19 protein-coding genes are annotated in these 13,337 nt (G+C 63.4%); 13 read left to right on the top strand and 6 right to left on the bottom strand.

Annotated features, from left to right (window positions below):
- The first annotated feature begins 23 nt into the window (after nt 1-23).
- From uxuA to NKH49_RS00340, 4 genes are all read left to right on the top strand, one after another.
- Nucleotides 24-1,223, top strand: coding sequence for a mannonate dehydratase (gene uxuA, locus NKH49_RS00325; RefSeq protein ID WP_352925088.1), 1,200 nt, complete (start codon nt 24-26; stop codon nt 1,221-1,223).
- Complete coding sequence (locus tag NKH49_RS00330; protein ID WP_352612062.1) at nt 1,220-2,134, top strand: PfkB family carbohydrate kinase; 915 nt, start codon at nt 1,220-1,222, stop codon at nt 2,132-2,134. The genes uxuA and NKH49_RS00330 overlap by 4 nt, the downstream gene beginning before the upstream one ends.
- Before the next feature lie 99 nt (nt 2,135-2,233).
- Nucleotides 2,234-3,016 carry an SDR family NAD(P)-dependent oxidoreductase gene (locus NKH49_RS00335; RefSeq protein WP_352451506.1) on the top strand — a complete coding sequence of 261 codons (783 nt, stop codon included), beginning with the start codon at nt 2,234-2,236 and terminating at the stop codon, nt 3,014-3,016.
- A gap of 70 nt (nt 3,017-3,086) precedes the next feature.
- Nucleotides 3,087-3,848, top strand: coding sequence for a GntR family transcriptional regulator (locus NKH49_RS00340; RefSeq protein WP_352925090.1), 762 nt, complete (start codon nt 3,087-3,089; stop codon nt 3,846-3,848).
- On the opposite strand, the gene NKH49_RS00345 is transcribed toward NKH49_RS00340, so the two are convergent.
- From NKH49_RS00345 to NKH49_RS00355, 3 genes are read right to left on the bottom strand one after another with little or no spacing between them, the layout of a single operon-like run.
- On the bottom strand, nt 3,834-4,022 hold the full coding sequence (locus tag NKH49_RS00345; RefSeq protein ID WP_352612066.1) for a hypothetical protein: 189 nt from the start codon (nt 4,020-4,022) through the stop codon (nt 3,834-3,836). The two genes, NKH49_RS00340 and NKH49_RS00345, sit on opposite strands and share 15 nt — an antisense overlap.
- Before the next feature lie 8 nt (nt 4,023-4,030).
- The gene (locus NKH49_RS00350) at nt 4,031-4,159 is read right to left on the bottom strand and encodes a hypothetical protein (RefSeq protein WP_280952094.1); all 129 of its coding nucleotides are present in this window, start codon (nt 4,157-4,159) and stop codon (nt 4,031-4,033) included.
- Nucleotides 4,160-4,164: 5 nt separating this feature from the next.
- The gene (locus tag NKH49_RS00355; protein WP_352612068.1) at nt 4,165-4,380 is read right to left on the bottom strand and encodes a DUF2934 domain-containing protein; all 216 of its coding nucleotides are present in this window, start codon (nt 4,378-4,380) and stop codon (nt 4,165-4,167) included.
- 239 nt (nt 4,381-4,619) lie between these two features.
- Between NKH49_RS00355 and NKH49_RS00360 the strand changes: the two genes are divergently transcribed.
- The 9 genes from NKH49_RS00360 to NKH49_RS00400 all read left to right on the top strand — a co-directional run bounded on the left by NKH49_RS00360 (nt 4,620) and on the right by NKH49_RS00400 (nt 11,025).
- Complete coding sequence (locus NKH49_RS00360) at nt 4,620-4,997, top strand: hypothetical protein (protein WP_352925092.1); 378 nt, start codon at nt 4,620-4,622, stop codon at nt 4,995-4,997.
- A complete protein-coding gene (locus NKH49_RS00365) occupies nt 4,994-6,214 on the top strand; it encodes an NRAMP family divalent metal transporter (protein WP_352925093.1) in 1,221 nt (406 codons plus the stop codon). The genes NKH49_RS00360 and NKH49_RS00365 overlap by 4 nt, the downstream gene beginning before the upstream one ends.
- Nucleotides 6,214-6,576 carry a hypothetical protein gene (locus NKH49_RS00370; RefSeq protein ID WP_352612074.1) on the top strand — a complete coding sequence of 121 codons (363 nt, stop codon included), beginning with the start codon at nt 6,214-6,216 and terminating at the stop codon, nt 6,574-6,576. Before NKH49_RS00365 ends, NKH49_RS00370 begins: the two co-directional genes overlap by 1 nt.
- Nucleotides 6,576-6,914 carry a hypothetical protein gene (locus NKH49_RS00375; protein ID WP_352612076.1) on the top strand — a complete coding sequence of 113 codons (339 nt, stop codon included), beginning with the start codon at nt 6,576-6,578 and terminating at the stop codon, nt 6,912-6,914. Before NKH49_RS00370 ends, NKH49_RS00375 begins: the two co-directional genes overlap by 1 nt.
- 34 nt (nt 6,915-6,948) lie before the next feature.
- The gene (locus NKH49_RS00380) at nt 6,949-8,235 is read left to right on the top strand and encodes an SDR family oxidoreductase (RefSeq protein WP_352612078.1); all 1,287 of its coding nucleotides are present in this window, start codon (nt 6,949-6,951) and stop codon (nt 8,233-8,235) included.
- Complete coding sequence (locus NKH49_RS00385) at nt 8,235-8,708, top strand: DUF2269 family protein (protein WP_352612080.1); 474 nt, start codon at nt 8,235-8,237, stop codon at nt 8,706-8,708. The genes NKH49_RS00380 and NKH49_RS00385 overlap by 1 nt, the downstream gene beginning before the upstream one ends.
- A 270-nt stretch (nt 8,709-8,978) precedes the next feature.
- The gene (locus NKH49_RS00390) at nt 8,979-9,707 is read left to right on the top strand and encodes a WXG100 family type VII secretion target (RefSeq protein WP_254818832.1); all 729 of its coding nucleotides are present in this window, start codon (nt 8,979-8,981) and stop codon (nt 9,705-9,707) included.
- Nucleotides 9,704-10,099 (top strand): phage holin family protein, encoded by a 396-nt coding sequence (locus NKH49_RS00395; RefSeq protein WP_254818831.1) that lies wholly within the window; start codon nt 9,704-9,706, stop codon nt 10,097-10,099. Before NKH49_RS00390 ends, NKH49_RS00395 begins: the two co-directional genes overlap by 4 nt.
- Nucleotides 10,096-11,025, top strand: a complete 930-nt coding sequence (locus tag NKH49_RS00400) for a hypothetical protein (RefSeq protein ID WP_254818830.1) — start codon at nt 10,096-10,098, stop codon at nt 11,023-11,025. The genes NKH49_RS00395 and NKH49_RS00400 overlap by 4 nt, the downstream gene beginning before the upstream one ends.
- Before the next feature lie 538 nt (nt 11,026-11,563).
- Here NKH49_RS00400 and NKH49_RS00405 read toward each other — a convergent pair.
- Genes NKH49_RS00405 through NKH49_RS00415 form a run of 3 tightly spaced genes read right to left on the bottom strand, consistent with a single transcriptional unit; the run spans nt 11,564 to nt 13,336 of the window.
- Nucleotides 11,564-12,133, bottom strand: coding sequence for a c-type cytochrome (locus NKH49_RS00405; protein WP_352476444.1), 570 nt, complete (start codon nt 12,131-12,133; stop codon nt 11,564-11,566).
- Nucleotides 12,114-12,998, bottom strand: a complete 885-nt coding sequence (locus NKH49_RS00410; protein WP_352612085.1) for a cytochrome c oxidase assembly protein — start codon at nt 12,996-12,998, stop codon at nt 12,114-12,116. The genes NKH49_RS00405 and NKH49_RS00410 overlap by 20 nt, the downstream gene beginning before the upstream one ends.
- On the bottom strand, nt 12,995-13,336 hold the full coding sequence (locus tag NKH49_RS00415) for a hypothetical protein (protein ID WP_352612694.1): 342 nt from the start codon (nt 13,334-13,336) through the stop codon (nt 12,995-12,997). The genes NKH49_RS00410 and NKH49_RS00415 overlap by 4 nt, the downstream gene beginning before the upstream one ends.
- Nucleotide 13,337: the final 1 nt, after the last annotated feature.

Below are 13,337 nucleotides of genomic sequence, written 5' to 3' on the forward strand. Positions count from 1 at the left end.
GAAATTCCGCAGCTGGAGGTCGAATGGAGCAGACGTGGCGATGGTTTGGCCCGAGCGACGCAGCAACGCTTGCCCATGCCAAGCAGGCCGGCGCGACCGGCATCGTGACGGCACTGCACGACATCCCTTACGGCGAAGTCTGGCCGATCGACGCCATCAGGCAGCGCCAGGCGCTTATCGAAGCGGATCCGGCGATGGGCCTGAAATGGAGCGTCGTCGAGAGTGTGCCCGTGCACGAGGACATCAAGCTCGGCCGCGGCGATCTCGACCGGCTCTACGACAATTTCAGGCAGACCTTACGCAATCTCGGCGCCTGCGGTGTGCGCACGGTCTGCTACAACTTCATGCTGATCCTCGACTGGACCCGGACCGACCTGGCTGCGCCGCTGCCGGGCGGCGGACGGGCGCTCCGCATGAACATGCACGAGCTTGCCGCGTTCGATTGCTACATGCTGCAGCGCAAGGGATCGGAGCGCGACTATGCGTCCGATGTTCTCCAGCGGGCGAGCGAATGGTTCGAGACGACGCCGGATACGTCAAAAGAGCGTCTGCTCGCCAACATCATGGCCGGCCTGCCGGGCGCCTTCAAGCGCTACGACATAGCAGAATTGCGCGAAGTGGTGGCCGAGCAGTCGGGCCTGTCGCACGACCGGCTGCGCGAGAACCTCGTCCGTTTTCTCGAAAACGTGCTGCCGGCGGCCGAAGAGGCGGGCGTCACGTTGGCGATCCACCCGGACGATCCGCCGCGCGATCTCGTCGGCCTGTGCCGGATCGTCAAGAACGCCGACGACATCGCCCTTATCCTGGACGCCGTGCCATCGGCCCATAGCGGCCTCACCTTGTGCACCGGGTCACTGGGCGCCAACCCGGCCAATGACGTGCCCGCCATCGCCAGGCGCTTTGCGCACAAGATAAACTTCGTGCATCTGCGCAACGTCAGCAAGGACCCGGACGGCTCGTTCATGGAATCCGAGCATCTGAGCGGCGATGTCGACATGGTCTCGGTGGTCTCGATCTTGCTCGACGAGCAGCAACGCCGCCGCGACGCCGGCGAACCGTCGGCGCTGCTGCCGTTTCGCCCGGATCATGGCCACGAGCTGATTGATGACGCTGCGCGGCACACCCATCCGGGCTACCCCGTGGTCGGCCGTCTTCGCGGCCTCGCCGAACTGAGAGGCGTAATGACGGCGATTGCCCATCAGCGCGGCTACCGGCTGCAATGACGGCGCCCCGCCTGCTCTGCGTCGGCGCGCTCACCTACGACACGATCTTGCGCCTCGATGTCCTGCCCTCCGGCGCCGGCAAGTTCCTGCCGAGCGAGGCCGTGCAGATCGCGGCCGGCATGGCGGCAAGTGCCGCTGCGTCAGCCAGCCGCCAGGGCGGGCAGGTCTGGCTATGGGCAAGCGTCGGCGACGATGCTGTCGGCCGCGATGTCATCGGCCAGATGGAGGCGGAGCGGGTCGACTGTTCGTTGGTGCGCAGGGTTGAAGGTGGCCGCTCGGCCATTGCCACGATCCTGGTCGATGCCGCCGGCGAGCGTATGATTGTGCCCTTCTACGATGCCGTCACGCAAGCCGATCCTGACCGTCTTCCGCCCGCGGATTTTTCCCGCTTCGACGCCGTGCTGGTTGATGTCCGCTGGCCCGGAGCCGCGGCCCTGGCGCTGGCGAAGGCTCGCGAGTGCGGCATCCCGGCGATCCTTGACGCCGATGTCGCGTCGCGACCGGTGCTCGACCGGCTACTTCCGCTCGCCTCGCATGTCGTTGCTTCGCTGCCGGCGGCACGCATCCTTTGCGGTCCAGAGGTTTCCGCCGGTTCCGCCGTCGCCATTCTCGGCGAACGGACCGGCGCCTTCGTGGCGGTCACCGATGGGGCGAACGGCACCGCGTTCCGGCACCCGGGCGGCAATGATGTCCGTCATCTGCCGTCGCCGCGGGTCGAAGCCGTCGACACCCTGGCGGCAGGCGACGTGTTTCACGGCACCTTCGCTCTCGGCCTGGCCGAAGGTTGGGACGAAGAGCGGGCGATAGCAGTGGCCAGCGCCGCCGCCGCGCTAAAGTGCCTGCGCTTTGGCGGACGGCTCGGCGCACCGACGCGCGCGGAAACGCTGGCTTTCATGCAAGGATCGACATGACGCCGAACACGCTTGGGCCGGTTCGGCAAAGAAGGGCACGTCAAGTGGCGCCGATCGACTACCATGGCAGTCGCTGCGCAACTGTTCGAGGGAGGATAAATGGCTGAGTTCAAAAAACGCGCACTGGTCACGGGAGCGGCCATGGGCATCGGCCGTGCTGTCGCCGAAAGACTGGCCGGGCAAGGCGTCGACCTGATTCTGTTCGACCGGGCGGGCGATCAGCTGGATGACGTCGCGGCGCAGCTTTCGGCGCGCGGCGTGACCGTGCACACCGTGCTTGGCTCGACCGCCGACACTGAAGCCTGTGGCCGCGCCGTCGAGCTTGCCCGGTCCGCGTTCGGCGGGCTCGACATGCTCTCCCACAATGCCGGCATCCAGCGTTACGGAACGGTGGAGACCACGGACGAGGCGCTTTGGGACGAGGTGATGAACGTCAACCTCAAGGCTGCCTACCTGCTCTCCCGCGCGGCGATGCCGCTGCTGCGGCAAAGCCGCGGCGCCATCGTCCATATGAGCTCGGTGCAGGGTCTGGCCAGCCAGGAAGGGGTTCTGGCCTACAGCACGGCCAAGCACGGCCTGATCGGGCTGGTCAAATCGATGGCCGTCGATTATGCGCCGCTCGGTGTGCGCGTCAATGCCGTCGCTCCGGGCGCGGTCGACACGCCGATGCTGCGGGATGCGGTCAAGCTCAACGATAAGCCCGACGAGATCCTGCGCATCCTCGACAACATGCATCCGCTCGGCCGTACCGCCCAGCCGCAAGAGATTGCCGCAGTCGTCGCCTTCCTGCTGTCCGACGATGCCTCCTTCGTCACCGGCGAGGTCGTACGCGTCGATGGCGGCCTGCTGGCGCGCATCGGCGGTTCTCCGCGCAAGGAATAACGTCGGCGCTGCTGCTTGCGCAGGCATTTCATGAACGGCTTGAAGCTGCAGAGCCTATAAGGGGTCGCCGATGGCACGGCTTTTGGGAACGCGGACCATCACCGAGGGGCGGCTCGACGAAACCGCCCCCGGCGCTTCAGTCGCGGCTAGGACGTTCGAGGTTTTGCTCGACCAGATCCTGACCTTCCGCCTGAAGCCGCACGAGCTGATTTCTGAAAAGGCGATGTCGGAAGCCCTCGGCGTGAGCCGCACGCCGGTCAGGGAGGCGCTCGCCCGGTTGGCCGGTCTTGGCTTGATCGACATTTATCCGCAGCGCGGCAGCATGGTGGCGCCGCTCCGAATTGCCGATCTCGAAAAATCGCAGTTTCTGCGCGAAGCGCTCGAAGTCGGCCTGATCAAGCGCGCGGTCGAGAGCCCGCGCCGTGCCGACCTGCTTGCCGTGCTCAAAGGCGAACTGGCCGTCCAGGAGACGTTCGCCTCCATCGCGGACGACAGGCGCTTCTTCCAGTCGGACGGGCTGTTCCACCAGCACATCGCCAGCCATGCCGGGTTTCCCGGAATCTGGGCCGACATCAGCGCGGCAAAGCTGCACATGGACCGCTTCCGCTTCCTGTCTTTTCCGCGCCTCGACAGCATGTCGGTGGTCCTCGGCCAGCATCGGCGGATTGTCGATGCGCTTGAGCAGGCCGACGCGTTTGCGGCGGAAGAGGCGATGCGAACGCATCTTCGCCGCATCTTCGAGGTGCTCGAAATCGTCCAGGAGCGCTATCCCTATTATTTCGAGGCAAACGGCAGTGTGAGCCCGCTTTCGGCCGGCTCAATCCAAGCCTGAGCCTTTCTTGCGCGCTTCCGAAGGTGTCTTGGTCTTGCTGCCGGATTTGTCGGAAGCTGGCTCGGCTTTGCGATCTTGACCCTCGCCGCCTTGCTCGTTGCGGAGCTGCTTTTCCACAATCGATCGCGATCCTTCCGCCGGGTCTTGTTCAGGATGAGTATCGGTTCCCGTCATGTCGGCTCCTATCCATTTTGATCAATTGCGTGCGGCGTGGGCTGACCTCCGCCGCCGGTTCTGTCGCGCCCGATCATCAGCCAGGCGGCGAACAGCACGACCAGTACGACCACGATCCAGGCGACGAAACGAGGCATCGGTCTCATGTCCCTCGCCGCCGCTTGCTGCCGCGTGCCTCCGGATCGGAGCCGGCCTCGAACGTTGGATCGGGCACGACCGGGCCGCGTTCGGCCTCGGAACCCTCAGCTTCGATCTCCTGCACGGCCTGATCCCAGTGCTCGCGCTCGCGTCCTTGCGGACGGCCTTCGCGCTCCCAGATCTCGTGGGCTCGCTGCCTGATACGCTCTTCCCTGTCCATGGCTTTGCCTCCTCATCCCCTAATCCGGCGATCGCTGGTTTGTTCCGCGGTGCCAGCGCCGTTCATCGCGGTTCAGTTGACCTGATCACCCAGCGCTCTAGATCAAACTTCGCGCCGAAGTCGCTTGGTGCGGGGAGAACAATCGTGTGGCAGCAACGCTACAAGCACCTATTGTAAATGCCGTTACAGCCGTCGGTCCTCGACCAGACCGCCTGTGCTTGCTGCTGATAATATTTGTAGTGACGGCATGCTCGCCTTCCGGCCAGGTCGAGCAGCAGTCGAAAACCGCGGCTTCCGCCACACAGACCGCATCGCTGGTCCTGGAGAGCTGGATCGCTGGGGGAGCCCCGTCGGAATACACGTCGCGCACTTTGCAATCGGCCGGCAAGGCGCTCGCCGATGCCGGTGCGCAAATCCAGTCCGCCAAGTCGCCTGAGCCCGGCGGGCAAGCCGGTCTGACGATGGCAGTTGGACGGCTTTCGGCAGCGGCAATTCGCGCGGCGACGGCCGTGCAGTACGGCAACCGCTCGGAAGTGGAACACGCGCAGCAGGATCTGCGGGCCGCCGCCGCCGACCTGAGCACGTCCTACGCGAAATATTTCGCGCCGAAATCATGAAGAAGCTGCTCGAAATATCGCTCGGCGTCGTCACCAGCGTTGGCGGCTTTCTTGAGGTCGGATCAATGGCGACCGCCGCTCAGGCCGGCGCCGCCTTCAGGTTTCAGCTGATATGGGCCGTCGTCCTGGGCACGATCTGCATCATCTTCCTGGTCGAAATGGCCGGACGCTTCGCCGCAGTTAGTCATCACACCATCGCCGACGGGATCCGGGAACGGTTTGGCTTCAACGCCTTTCTGTGGCCGTTGCTCGCCACTTTGCTGGTTAACTTCCTGGTCATGGCAGCCGAAATCGGCGGTGTTGCCATTGCGCTCGAGCTCGCCACCGGCATCGGCTTTCAGTGGTGGGCGCTGCCGGTCGCTTTTCTGGCATGGCTGTTCCTTTGGAAAGGCACGTTCGGACTCATCGAAAAAGGCGTCGCGATCCTCGGGCTGGTCACGCTGTGCTTCGTGGTTGGCGCCGTCATGCTGAAGCCCGATTGGAGGCAGGTCGCGGCCGGGGCCGTGCCAACACTGCCGGATCACGACGCGGCCAACTACTGGTTCATGGCGGTCAGCATTCTTGGTGCGTCGATCTCGCCCTATCTGTTCATGTTCTATTCGTCGGGAGCGATCGAGGACGAGTGGGACAAGAGCTATCTCGGAGCCAATCGGGCGATTGCCGGCCTGGGCATGAGTTTTGGCGGCACAATCGCTATGGGTGTGCTGATTGTGGCGGCGCTCGTTCTGGCAGCACACGGCATAGTGCAGGTCGACGACTACCACCAACTGCCGCTGATGCTGATCCAGATCTTCGGTTTCTGGGGGTTCGTCCTGTTCGTTGCGTCACTAGGCATTGCCTGCTTCGGCGCCGCGCTCGAAATCGGCCTGCAGCAAGCCTACCTTGTGGCGCAGGGTTTCGGCTGGACCTGGGGCGAGAACCTGAAACCGCGCGACGACCCGGGTTTCAGCACCGTGTATACGGTCTCGCTGTTTCTCGCCGCCATTCCGATCGCACTGGGTCTCGATCCGCTGAAGCTCACCATCTTTTCCATGGCGCTGACGGCCGCCAGCCTGCCGCTGACCGTGGTGCCGTTCCTCTTCCTGCTGAACGACGAGCGTTATGTCGGCGAGCACCGCAATGGCATCATCGCGAATGCCGCGGTAATCTTCATCATCGCGCTCGGTTTCGTGCTCGCGATCGTGACCATTCCTTTGCAGATATTCGGAGGCACGTGATGGATTTGCTGCGCGACATCCTGGACAAGCAAGTGGTCGACCGCAAGCAGGTCAAGATCGGCAAGGTTGACGGGCTGGTGGCCGAACTCAGGCCAGGCAAGCCGCCAAAAATCATTGCGGTCGAGCTCGGCTCGATCACGCTGGCGCGCCGGCTTGGCCAGCGGCCGGGGCGCTGGATGGCGCGGCTTGCGGCAAGGCTCGGCGGCAAGCGCCATGCCGAGCCGCACCGCATCGCCTGGAACAAGGTGCGCGACATCGGCGTCGACATCGAGTTCGATATCGACGTCCGCGAAACGGCGATTTTCGACTGGCAGGACTGGCTGCGCGATCATGTCATTGGGCGTATCCCGGGAGCTGGATGATGGCTACTATCAATCTCGAGCAATTGGCTGGCAGGAATGTGCTTTCGCAGCGCGGCAAAAGCATCGGTCATATCGAGGAGATACGCGCAGAATCGGATGGCGACGACCTGGTGATTGCTGAGTACTATGTCGGCATCTACGCGGCCTTCGAGCGTCTGTCCGCTTCGGCCATCGGCATTGCGGTCCTCAATGTCTTTCGACTGCGCAGTCGCGACAGCATGTACCGCATCCCTTGGGACAAGCTCGACATCTCCGATCCGGCGCGGCCGCGGTTGTTATGCACGACGGAAGAACTTTCCGGTATGAAGGGGAGTATCGAGCGCGATAAACCGGAATGAACGATATTTTCCCGCCGTCGGAGAATGGGGTCCAGTGAAAGTCCTGGTTACCGGCGCCACCGGCCTAATCGGTGCCTCCGTTGTAGCACGCCTTCTTTCCGAAGGACATGAGGTGATCGGATTGGTCCGCAGCCCCGGCGCAAACCGGACCGGCAATTATCAATTGCTGGTGCTGGACATGGCGGTGGCGCTGCAGCCCGAAGACTGGCTACCGCATCTCAGGGGCATAGACGCCGTCGTCAATTGTGCCGGCGTTCTGCAGGATAGCCCTCGTGAAAAGACGCGCGAAGTCCATCGCGAGGCGGCGGCAGCACTCTTCCTCGCCTGTGCGCGGGCAGGGGTTACCCGGGTGATCCACTTCTCGGCAATCGGCGTCGATCGGGCGCAGCCTTCGGCATTCTCGGCGACGAAGCTGGCTGGCGACCAAGCGCTTATGGCGCTTGATCTGGATTGGGTGATCCTGCGCCCGTCCGTGGTGCTCGGCCGGCCGGTGTTTGGGGCCAGCGCATTGTTTAGGGGTCTCGCCTCGCTGCCGGTGCTGCCGTCCATGCCCGGCACCGGCCGGCTCCAAGTGGTGCAGCTCGACGACGTGGTCTCAACCGTCGTCTTCCTTCTCGATCCCGCCAGTCCGTCTCGCATCGTGCTGGAACTTGTCGGTCCCGAACAGCTGAGCATGGACGAGGTCGTCGGCAGCTATCGCCGATGGCTCGGCTGGGCTCCTGCAGCCAGGTTTGTCTTGCCGGCGGCTGTTGCGAGGCTTCTCTACCGCCTCGGCGACCTTGCCGCGATGTTCGGCTGGCGTCCACCGATGCGCACCAACGCGGCCAGAGAGATTGCCCGAGGAGCGGTTGGAGATCCCTCGGACTGGACCGCCACGACCGGCATACGCCCGCAAACCCTGGCGGGTTTCCTCGCGCTCAATCCGGCAACGGTGCAGGAAAAATGGTTTGCCCGGCTGTATTTCATCAAGCCTGCGATCTTCGTCGTCCTGCCCTTCTTCTGGATCGTGACGGGTATTGTGTCGCTGACCACCGGCTATAACGGTGGCGTCGAGCTGATGCAAAGCACGGGGGGTGGCATATTGTCGGTGCCGACCGTGATAGCCGGTGCTCTTGCCGACATCGCCGTCGGCGCGCTCCTAGCCTGGCGGCCGGCGGCGCGAAAAGGCCTCTATGGCGGCATCGCGCTCTCGCTCTTCTATCTGGTCGTCGGAAGCTTCCTGAGCCCCGATCTGTGGAACGACCCGCTTGGGCCATTCCTCAAGGTGTTGCCGATCCTGGTGCTGCACTTTGTGGCCTTGGCAGTGCTGGAGGAGCGTTGATGCTCTATTTCCTGCTGAAATTTCTGCATGTCATCGGCGCATCTGTGCTGCTCGGCACCGGCGCCGGCATCGCTTTCTTCATGCTGTTCGCGCACAGGACCGGCAATGCCGCGACGGTTGCGGCGGTGGCGCGTATCGTTGTCGTCGCCGACTTCCTTTTCACAGCGACGGCCGTGGTCGCGCAACCTTTGACCGGAGCCGCGCTCGCCTGGCAGGCAGGCTACTCGCTGTCGGAGGGCTGGATCGTACTTTCGATCGCGCTCTATATCTTCACCGGAATGTTCTGGCTCCCGGTCGTCTGGATGCAAATGGAGATGCGCAAGCTGGCATCGCAAGCCGCCGCTGCAGGCGCGCCGTTGCCGCCGCGCTACCATCGGCTCTTCTGGTTGTGGTTCGCCTTCGGCTTCCCCGCCTTCGCTGCCGTGCTCGGGATTTTCTGGCTGATGGTCGCTCGGCCAGCAATCGAGTGGTAGGTCGCAGGCAGGTCCCACTGCGATAATGCCCTGTCAAAGCACTGCGGAAAATTCCGGCCCCTGCACCGCGAATATCTGCCGGAGCGGACGTGCGTCTCGACCTGTAAGTCGCACCGGAGTCCGGTCTCGTATCATTTCCAACCGCGCGCTCACCCCTATCGGCACAGGACAAGAGCTCGTCTTGAGGCTGGTTAGGCTTCGCTTACCAAAAAAGATGACGTCTGGGGGAACACGGGAAGCACAGGCAAGTTCGGTGCGCAGTGGAGGAGATTGCGCCATGAACAGTGTTATTTATCTCATCGGCCTTGTCGTCGTCGTGCTTGCGATCCTCTCCTTCCTCGGATTCCACTAGGAGACACCATGCAGGACAAAGACGATCAAGGCCGTCAGACGGCCGATTTCGAGACAGCCAGAAGCGAGCTTTCGGAAAGACTACAACGGGAAAAGCAGACCGCGACGGAAGCGCTCCACGATGCGCGTGACGAGATCACCAGGAAAGCCGGAGATTACGCATCGGAAGCAAAGCAAGCATTGTTCAACAAGGCGGAGGGAACGCAGCGCGACATGAGCGCCAGTCTCAAGGCCTTCAGCGGCGCATTGCGCGCGGCAAGCGAGCATCTTGCCAACAATGATCAACGGACCGCTTCGAAATTCGCCCTTGACGCCGCAGGCGGGCTCGAGCGGCTTTCCTCGTCCCTGAAGGATAAACCCTTCGACGAGGTGCTTGGCGAAATTCAGTCGTTCGGCCGCGAAAACTCGGGGGCGCTGATCGCCGGCTCGGTATTGGCAGGCCTGGCTTTGGGGCGGTTCATCAAGAGCTCGCCACCCTCTGCCCAAACCGGAGCACCGGGCCAGTCGGGAAAAGGCCGGGCGCCCGAGACGGGTCCTAGCTCGAATGAGTCGGGATGGCGATCGGCAGAGCCAGTTGAACCAGCCCCGTTAGGATCCGATCAGTCCGGCGATGACTGGGCCAATGCAAGCCTGGAGCGAAACCCATGACTGACAACCAGGACACTCGCAGCCTGACAACCCTTGTCAGCGATCTGGCACAGCAGGTCACAACACTGCTTCAAACCGAAAGCAGGCTGTTGCGGGCTGAAATGTCAGAAAAGTTAAGCAAGGCCGGCGCCGGCGCCGTGGAGGTAATGGGAGGCGTCATTTGCCTGCTTGCCGCCCTGATGGTGCTTTTGCAGGCGCTGGTGATTGCCTTGGCGAGCGCCGGCCTGGGAGCCGGATGGTCCTCGCTGCTCGTCGGCGTCGTGGTGGCAGTACTGGGCGTCATACTCCTGCGCTCCGGCAAGGCAAGCATGGCTCCCTCAGAGTTGACCCCCGACCGGACCCAAGACCAACTTAAACGCGACGCACGCGTGATCAAGGACCAGATAAGATGACCGACAAATCCGCAGCCGAACTCGAACGCGATGCCGACATTGCCCGTGCCAAGATAACGGACACGGCAGACTCGATCCGGAGCAAGATGACACCAGGTCAGCTGATCGACGAATTCACCGGGATGTTCAGCGGCGAGGGATCCGCCATGCTCAGCAATCTTAAGACTCAGGTCAGGGACAATCCGTTGCCGCTTACATTGGTCGGCGCGGGCCTGGCCTGGCTGATGCTAGGCAAGGGCACGTCGGTAGACAGTTCAGCACTTGGTGCCTATTCGACCGGCAGGGAACCTGACGGCACCCGAAACTTCTCTGACCAGAGGGGCTTGGGCGGGGCCTGGCAGGACTCACGCGGCGATGAGTACGGTGCCGAGGGCGAAGGTTCCGCCGGCTCCATGCTCTCCGATACCGCCCGTTCGGTTGCGTCCGTGGCAGGCGGTGCGGCTGAGGCTGTGGCAGACGTTGCGAGCGGCGCCAAAGAAAGATTGAGAAGCACAGCCGGGCAGGTCGGCTCGGCCGCCACCGATAGGACGGGGCGGGTGCGGCAGTCGGCTCAGGACCTGTTCCAGCGCGAACCTCTGGCAATGGCCGCGGTAGGCCTTGCCGTGGGCACCGCCATTGGCGTGATGCTGCCTCACACCGCCGCTGAGGACGCGCAACTCGGCCCCTACCGCGACAAGCTTCGTGACAGTGCCGAGGAAGTCTTTGAAGAAGGCGTGGAGCAAGCCAAGCAGGTCGCCGCCGAAGCATATGAGACTGTAAAGGAAGAGGCTGACCGACAGGGTTCCAGCGGCGACGCCGAGACGTTGGTCGACCGCGTCGAGAAAGTCGTGAAAAAGACGGCAAGCAAAACCGAGGAAGCCATTCGCGATCGTTTGCCGGAGACCGACGAGGCTCCCAAATCGAACGAGTCTCCCGAAACGACGTGATTGCGCTACGGTCGTTCGTGGCGACTCCGACCGCGGTCGCCTCGCGGTTGGAACATCGAAGTCGGCTAGGAGCCCGCAACCTTCCGCTGACAAAGGTGATTGCGGCGCTCAAGTCATTAGCCGAGGCGCTCCGGTCCGTTCCGATTCTTCGCTCTAAATCCGTTCGGTTCTTCGGCTCCATGAGGCGTGTCTGCCCACGGCGTGGCACGCAATTCTCAGCAGCACTGTCCAATTCTGAAAAAAACAACCACCCCGTCAATTCGACTGGGACGACGACGTCGAGATTGCACTCGGCCCACTCGCCAAAGAAGCTCATATCCGAGATGCCCGCGAAACAATCCGCACAGCAGATTACCGGGCATAGCGGCGCTCGGCGATGTCCGACTAATCGCGGGCAGCCTCGCCGATGCGGGCCGGTTCCGAAAGGTTCGTCGGCAACTAAGGCATCGAGCCGAAGGCGGTGACGATTGCCGGTCCCGGCAAACCGGCATCGGTAGACTGCCGGCAGGGTTTGATCTCGACTAGGCGAGCAACGATGTCATTTCAGCGAATAGAGGTAGGCAGCGACGTCCCGCGCCTCCTGCTCGGAAATCCTTGTCGAAGGCATTGCCGCGTGCGGATTGATCTCCCTTGCGGCCCGTATCCAACGGACCATGTTTCGCGGGTTGTTGGACAATACGCCGCCGATATAGACCCGGGTGGCCAAGCTGGCGTCGAGGCGTGGACCGACCATTCCCTGCGCGCCGGGAACGCCGGTGATCGTGTGGCATCCAGCACAGCCATTGGCCATCATGATGGGTATAGCGCGGGCGCCAACACCGCCGGTTGCATTGTCGGCCTTCTGCTCCACTCGACGGCTTTGCTCGAAGTACAACGCGATCCCGGCCAGGACTGCAACGAGCAAGACAATTGCTGCGGCGCCGAGTATGGGTCCGGACGGAGTAAAGCGCGATGTGGCGCGCACACCGATGCTGCTGGTGGCATTGTCCGTTTTATGCGCGACCCTGATGAGGCGCTCCGGCCACAACGTCAGCGCCGTCCAAGCTGCGGCCAGCACGACAATTGCCGTCCCGGCACCAATGACCAGCTTAGACAGCTTGGAGCGCATGCGACGTCTCCCATCTTCTCTGTCCACTGGAGCGGATCCACAGGCCGGCCAGCAGCAAAGCCGCGCCGCCATAGATCAGGCCGGCCGGAACCCACATCACCAGACCGGCGAGCTGCTGGTCCTCGAGCGGACTAAGGTTCCACAATTTCGCACCGGCTGCGTTCACCGGATACCACAGCCTTGGCGAGACCAGCAGCAGCACCCCGAGCAGGCCGGTATGCAGCGAGGTGAAGAAGAGGTGCATGACTGCGCTGCCATAGGCTTGTTCGCGGCCTGAACGCGGCAGCAGCACCCACCAGAACAGCAGCCCTGTGCCGAAGAACCAGGCATGTTGCGCATAATGCAGGACACCCCGTGCAAGCGCCGCCTCGAACAGCGCCGGAACGTGCCACGCCCATATCGCGACGCCGTGCAGGAAGGTCGCGGCAACAGGGCGGCTGATGGCGGCCCAAACGGTTCGAAGCATCTTCGCCTGCCCGGCTGCGCCAAATGCCAGCCGCAGCTTGATCGGCAATGCCCACATCATCGCCGCCGCCGGACGGGAGGCGACCAGCAGGGGTGCCACCACCGCCATCAACAGCTCATGCTCGATCATGTGGGCGGTGAAGACGCGCTCACCCAATGCATGGAGCGGACTGACCAGTGCTGCCGCCAAAATGGCCCAGCCGGTCGCGAACAGCAGGGCTTGTCGCATCCGCAACGGGCGGCTGCGGGCGCTCCGCCGCCACAGCCGAAAGGCGCCTGCCGCGTAAAGCAGTGCGACCACGCCTAGCGGCAGCGTGATCGGCAACGCCAGTGTCCAGCCGGCCTGCGGGGCACCGGCACCGTAGCAGATCGAGGTCGAGAAGAGCGCGTCGAAGCTCATCGCAGACAGCCGTCGAGAATGAGCGAGGCGGCGCCTTGCATGACGATTACCAGCGCAAACAGCAACGCGCTGAGAATGCCGATATTGGCGACGAAATCCTCGGTGCCGCGCGCACGGTCCGGTTTAAAGGCGGCGCCACCTTGCTGTCGCGCCCGCCACGACAGCGCCCCGCCGAGCAAGGCCAGCACCGTCAGCATCAGCGCAACGACCGGTATGACAGGAATGCCGTGGGCGCACTGCCACTCCACGACCGCGTAATTCAGCTGCGTCGACACCGCCCAGGCCAAAGGCCCGGACAACAGCCCGCCCCATGATGTGCCCAAGCGAAGCGCACGCATC

The organism is Mesorhizobium sp. M1088 (assembly GCF_040318575.1).
Lineage (GTDB): Bacteria > Pseudomonadota > Alphaproteobacteria > Rhizobiales > Rhizobiaceae > Mesorhizobium.

What these genes read in the sequence shown, in the direction of transcription:
- NKH49_RS00415 (WP_352612694.1), bottom strand. Translation starts at nt 13,336, where the DNA reads ATGCGTGCGCTTCGCTTGGGCACATCATGGGGCGGGCTGTTGTCCGGG.
- uxuA (WP_352925088.1), top strand. Translation starts at nt 24, where the DNA reads ATGGAGCAGACGTGGCGATGGTTTGGCCCGAGCGACGCAGCAACGCTT.
- NKH49_RS00355 (WP_352612068.1), bottom strand. Translation starts at nt 4,380, where the DNA reads ATGGACAGGGAAGAGCGTATCAGGCAGCGAGCCCACGAGATCTGGGAG.
- NKH49_RS00370 (WP_352612074.1), top strand. Translation starts at nt 6,214, where the DNA reads ATGGATTTGCTGCGCGACATCCTGGACAAGCAAGTGGTCGACCGCAAG.
- NKH49_RS00385 (WP_352612080.1), top strand. Translation starts at nt 8,235, where the DNA reads ATGCTCTATTTCCTGCTGAAATTTCTGCATGTCATCGGCGCATCTGTG.
- NKH49_RS00395 (WP_254818831.1), top strand. Translation starts at nt 9,704, where the DNA reads ATGACTGACAACCAGGACACTCGCAGCCTGACAACCCTTGTCAGCGAT.
- NKH49_RS00410 (WP_352612085.1), bottom strand. Translation starts at nt 12,998, where the DNA reads ATGAGCTTCGACGCGCTCTTCTCGACCTCGATCTGCTACGGTGCCGGT.
- NKH49_RS00350 (WP_280952094.1), bottom strand. Translation starts at nt 4,159, where the DNA reads ATGCCTCGTTTCGTCGCCTGGATCGTGGTCGTACTGGTCGTGCTGTTC.
- NKH49_RS00405 (WP_352476444.1), bottom strand. Translation starts at nt 12,133, where the DNA reads ATGCGCTCCAAGCTGTCTAAGCTGGTCATTGGTGCCGGGACGGCAATT.
- NKH49_RS00375 (WP_352612076.1), top strand. Translation starts at nt 6,576, where the DNA reads ATGGCTACTATCAATCTCGAGCAATTGGCTGGCAGGAATGTGCTTTCG.
- NKH49_RS00345 (WP_352612066.1), bottom strand. Translation starts at nt 4,022, where the DNA reads ATGACGGGAACCGATACTCATCCTGAACAAGACCCGGCGGAAGGATCG.
- NKH49_RS00335 (WP_352451506.1), top strand. Translation starts at nt 2,234, where the DNA reads ATGGCTGAGTTCAAAAAACGCGCACTGGTCACGGGAGCGGCCATGGGC.
- NKH49_RS00340 (WP_352925090.1), top strand. Translation starts at nt 3,087, where the DNA reads ATGGCACGGCTTTTGGGAACGCGGACCATCACCGAGGGGCGGCTCGAC.
- NKH49_RS00400 (WP_254818830.1), top strand. Translation starts at nt 10,096, where the DNA reads ATGACCGACAAATCCGCAGCCGAACTCGAACGCGATGCCGACATTGCC.
- NKH49_RS00365 (WP_352925093.1), top strand. Translation starts at nt 4,994, where the DNA reads ATGAAGAAGCTGCTCGAAATATCGCTCGGCGTCGTCACCAGCGTTGGC.
- NKH49_RS00330 (WP_352612062.1), top strand. Translation starts at nt 1,220, where the DNA reads ATGACGGCGCCCCGCCTGCTCTGCGTCGGCGCGCTCACCTACGACACG.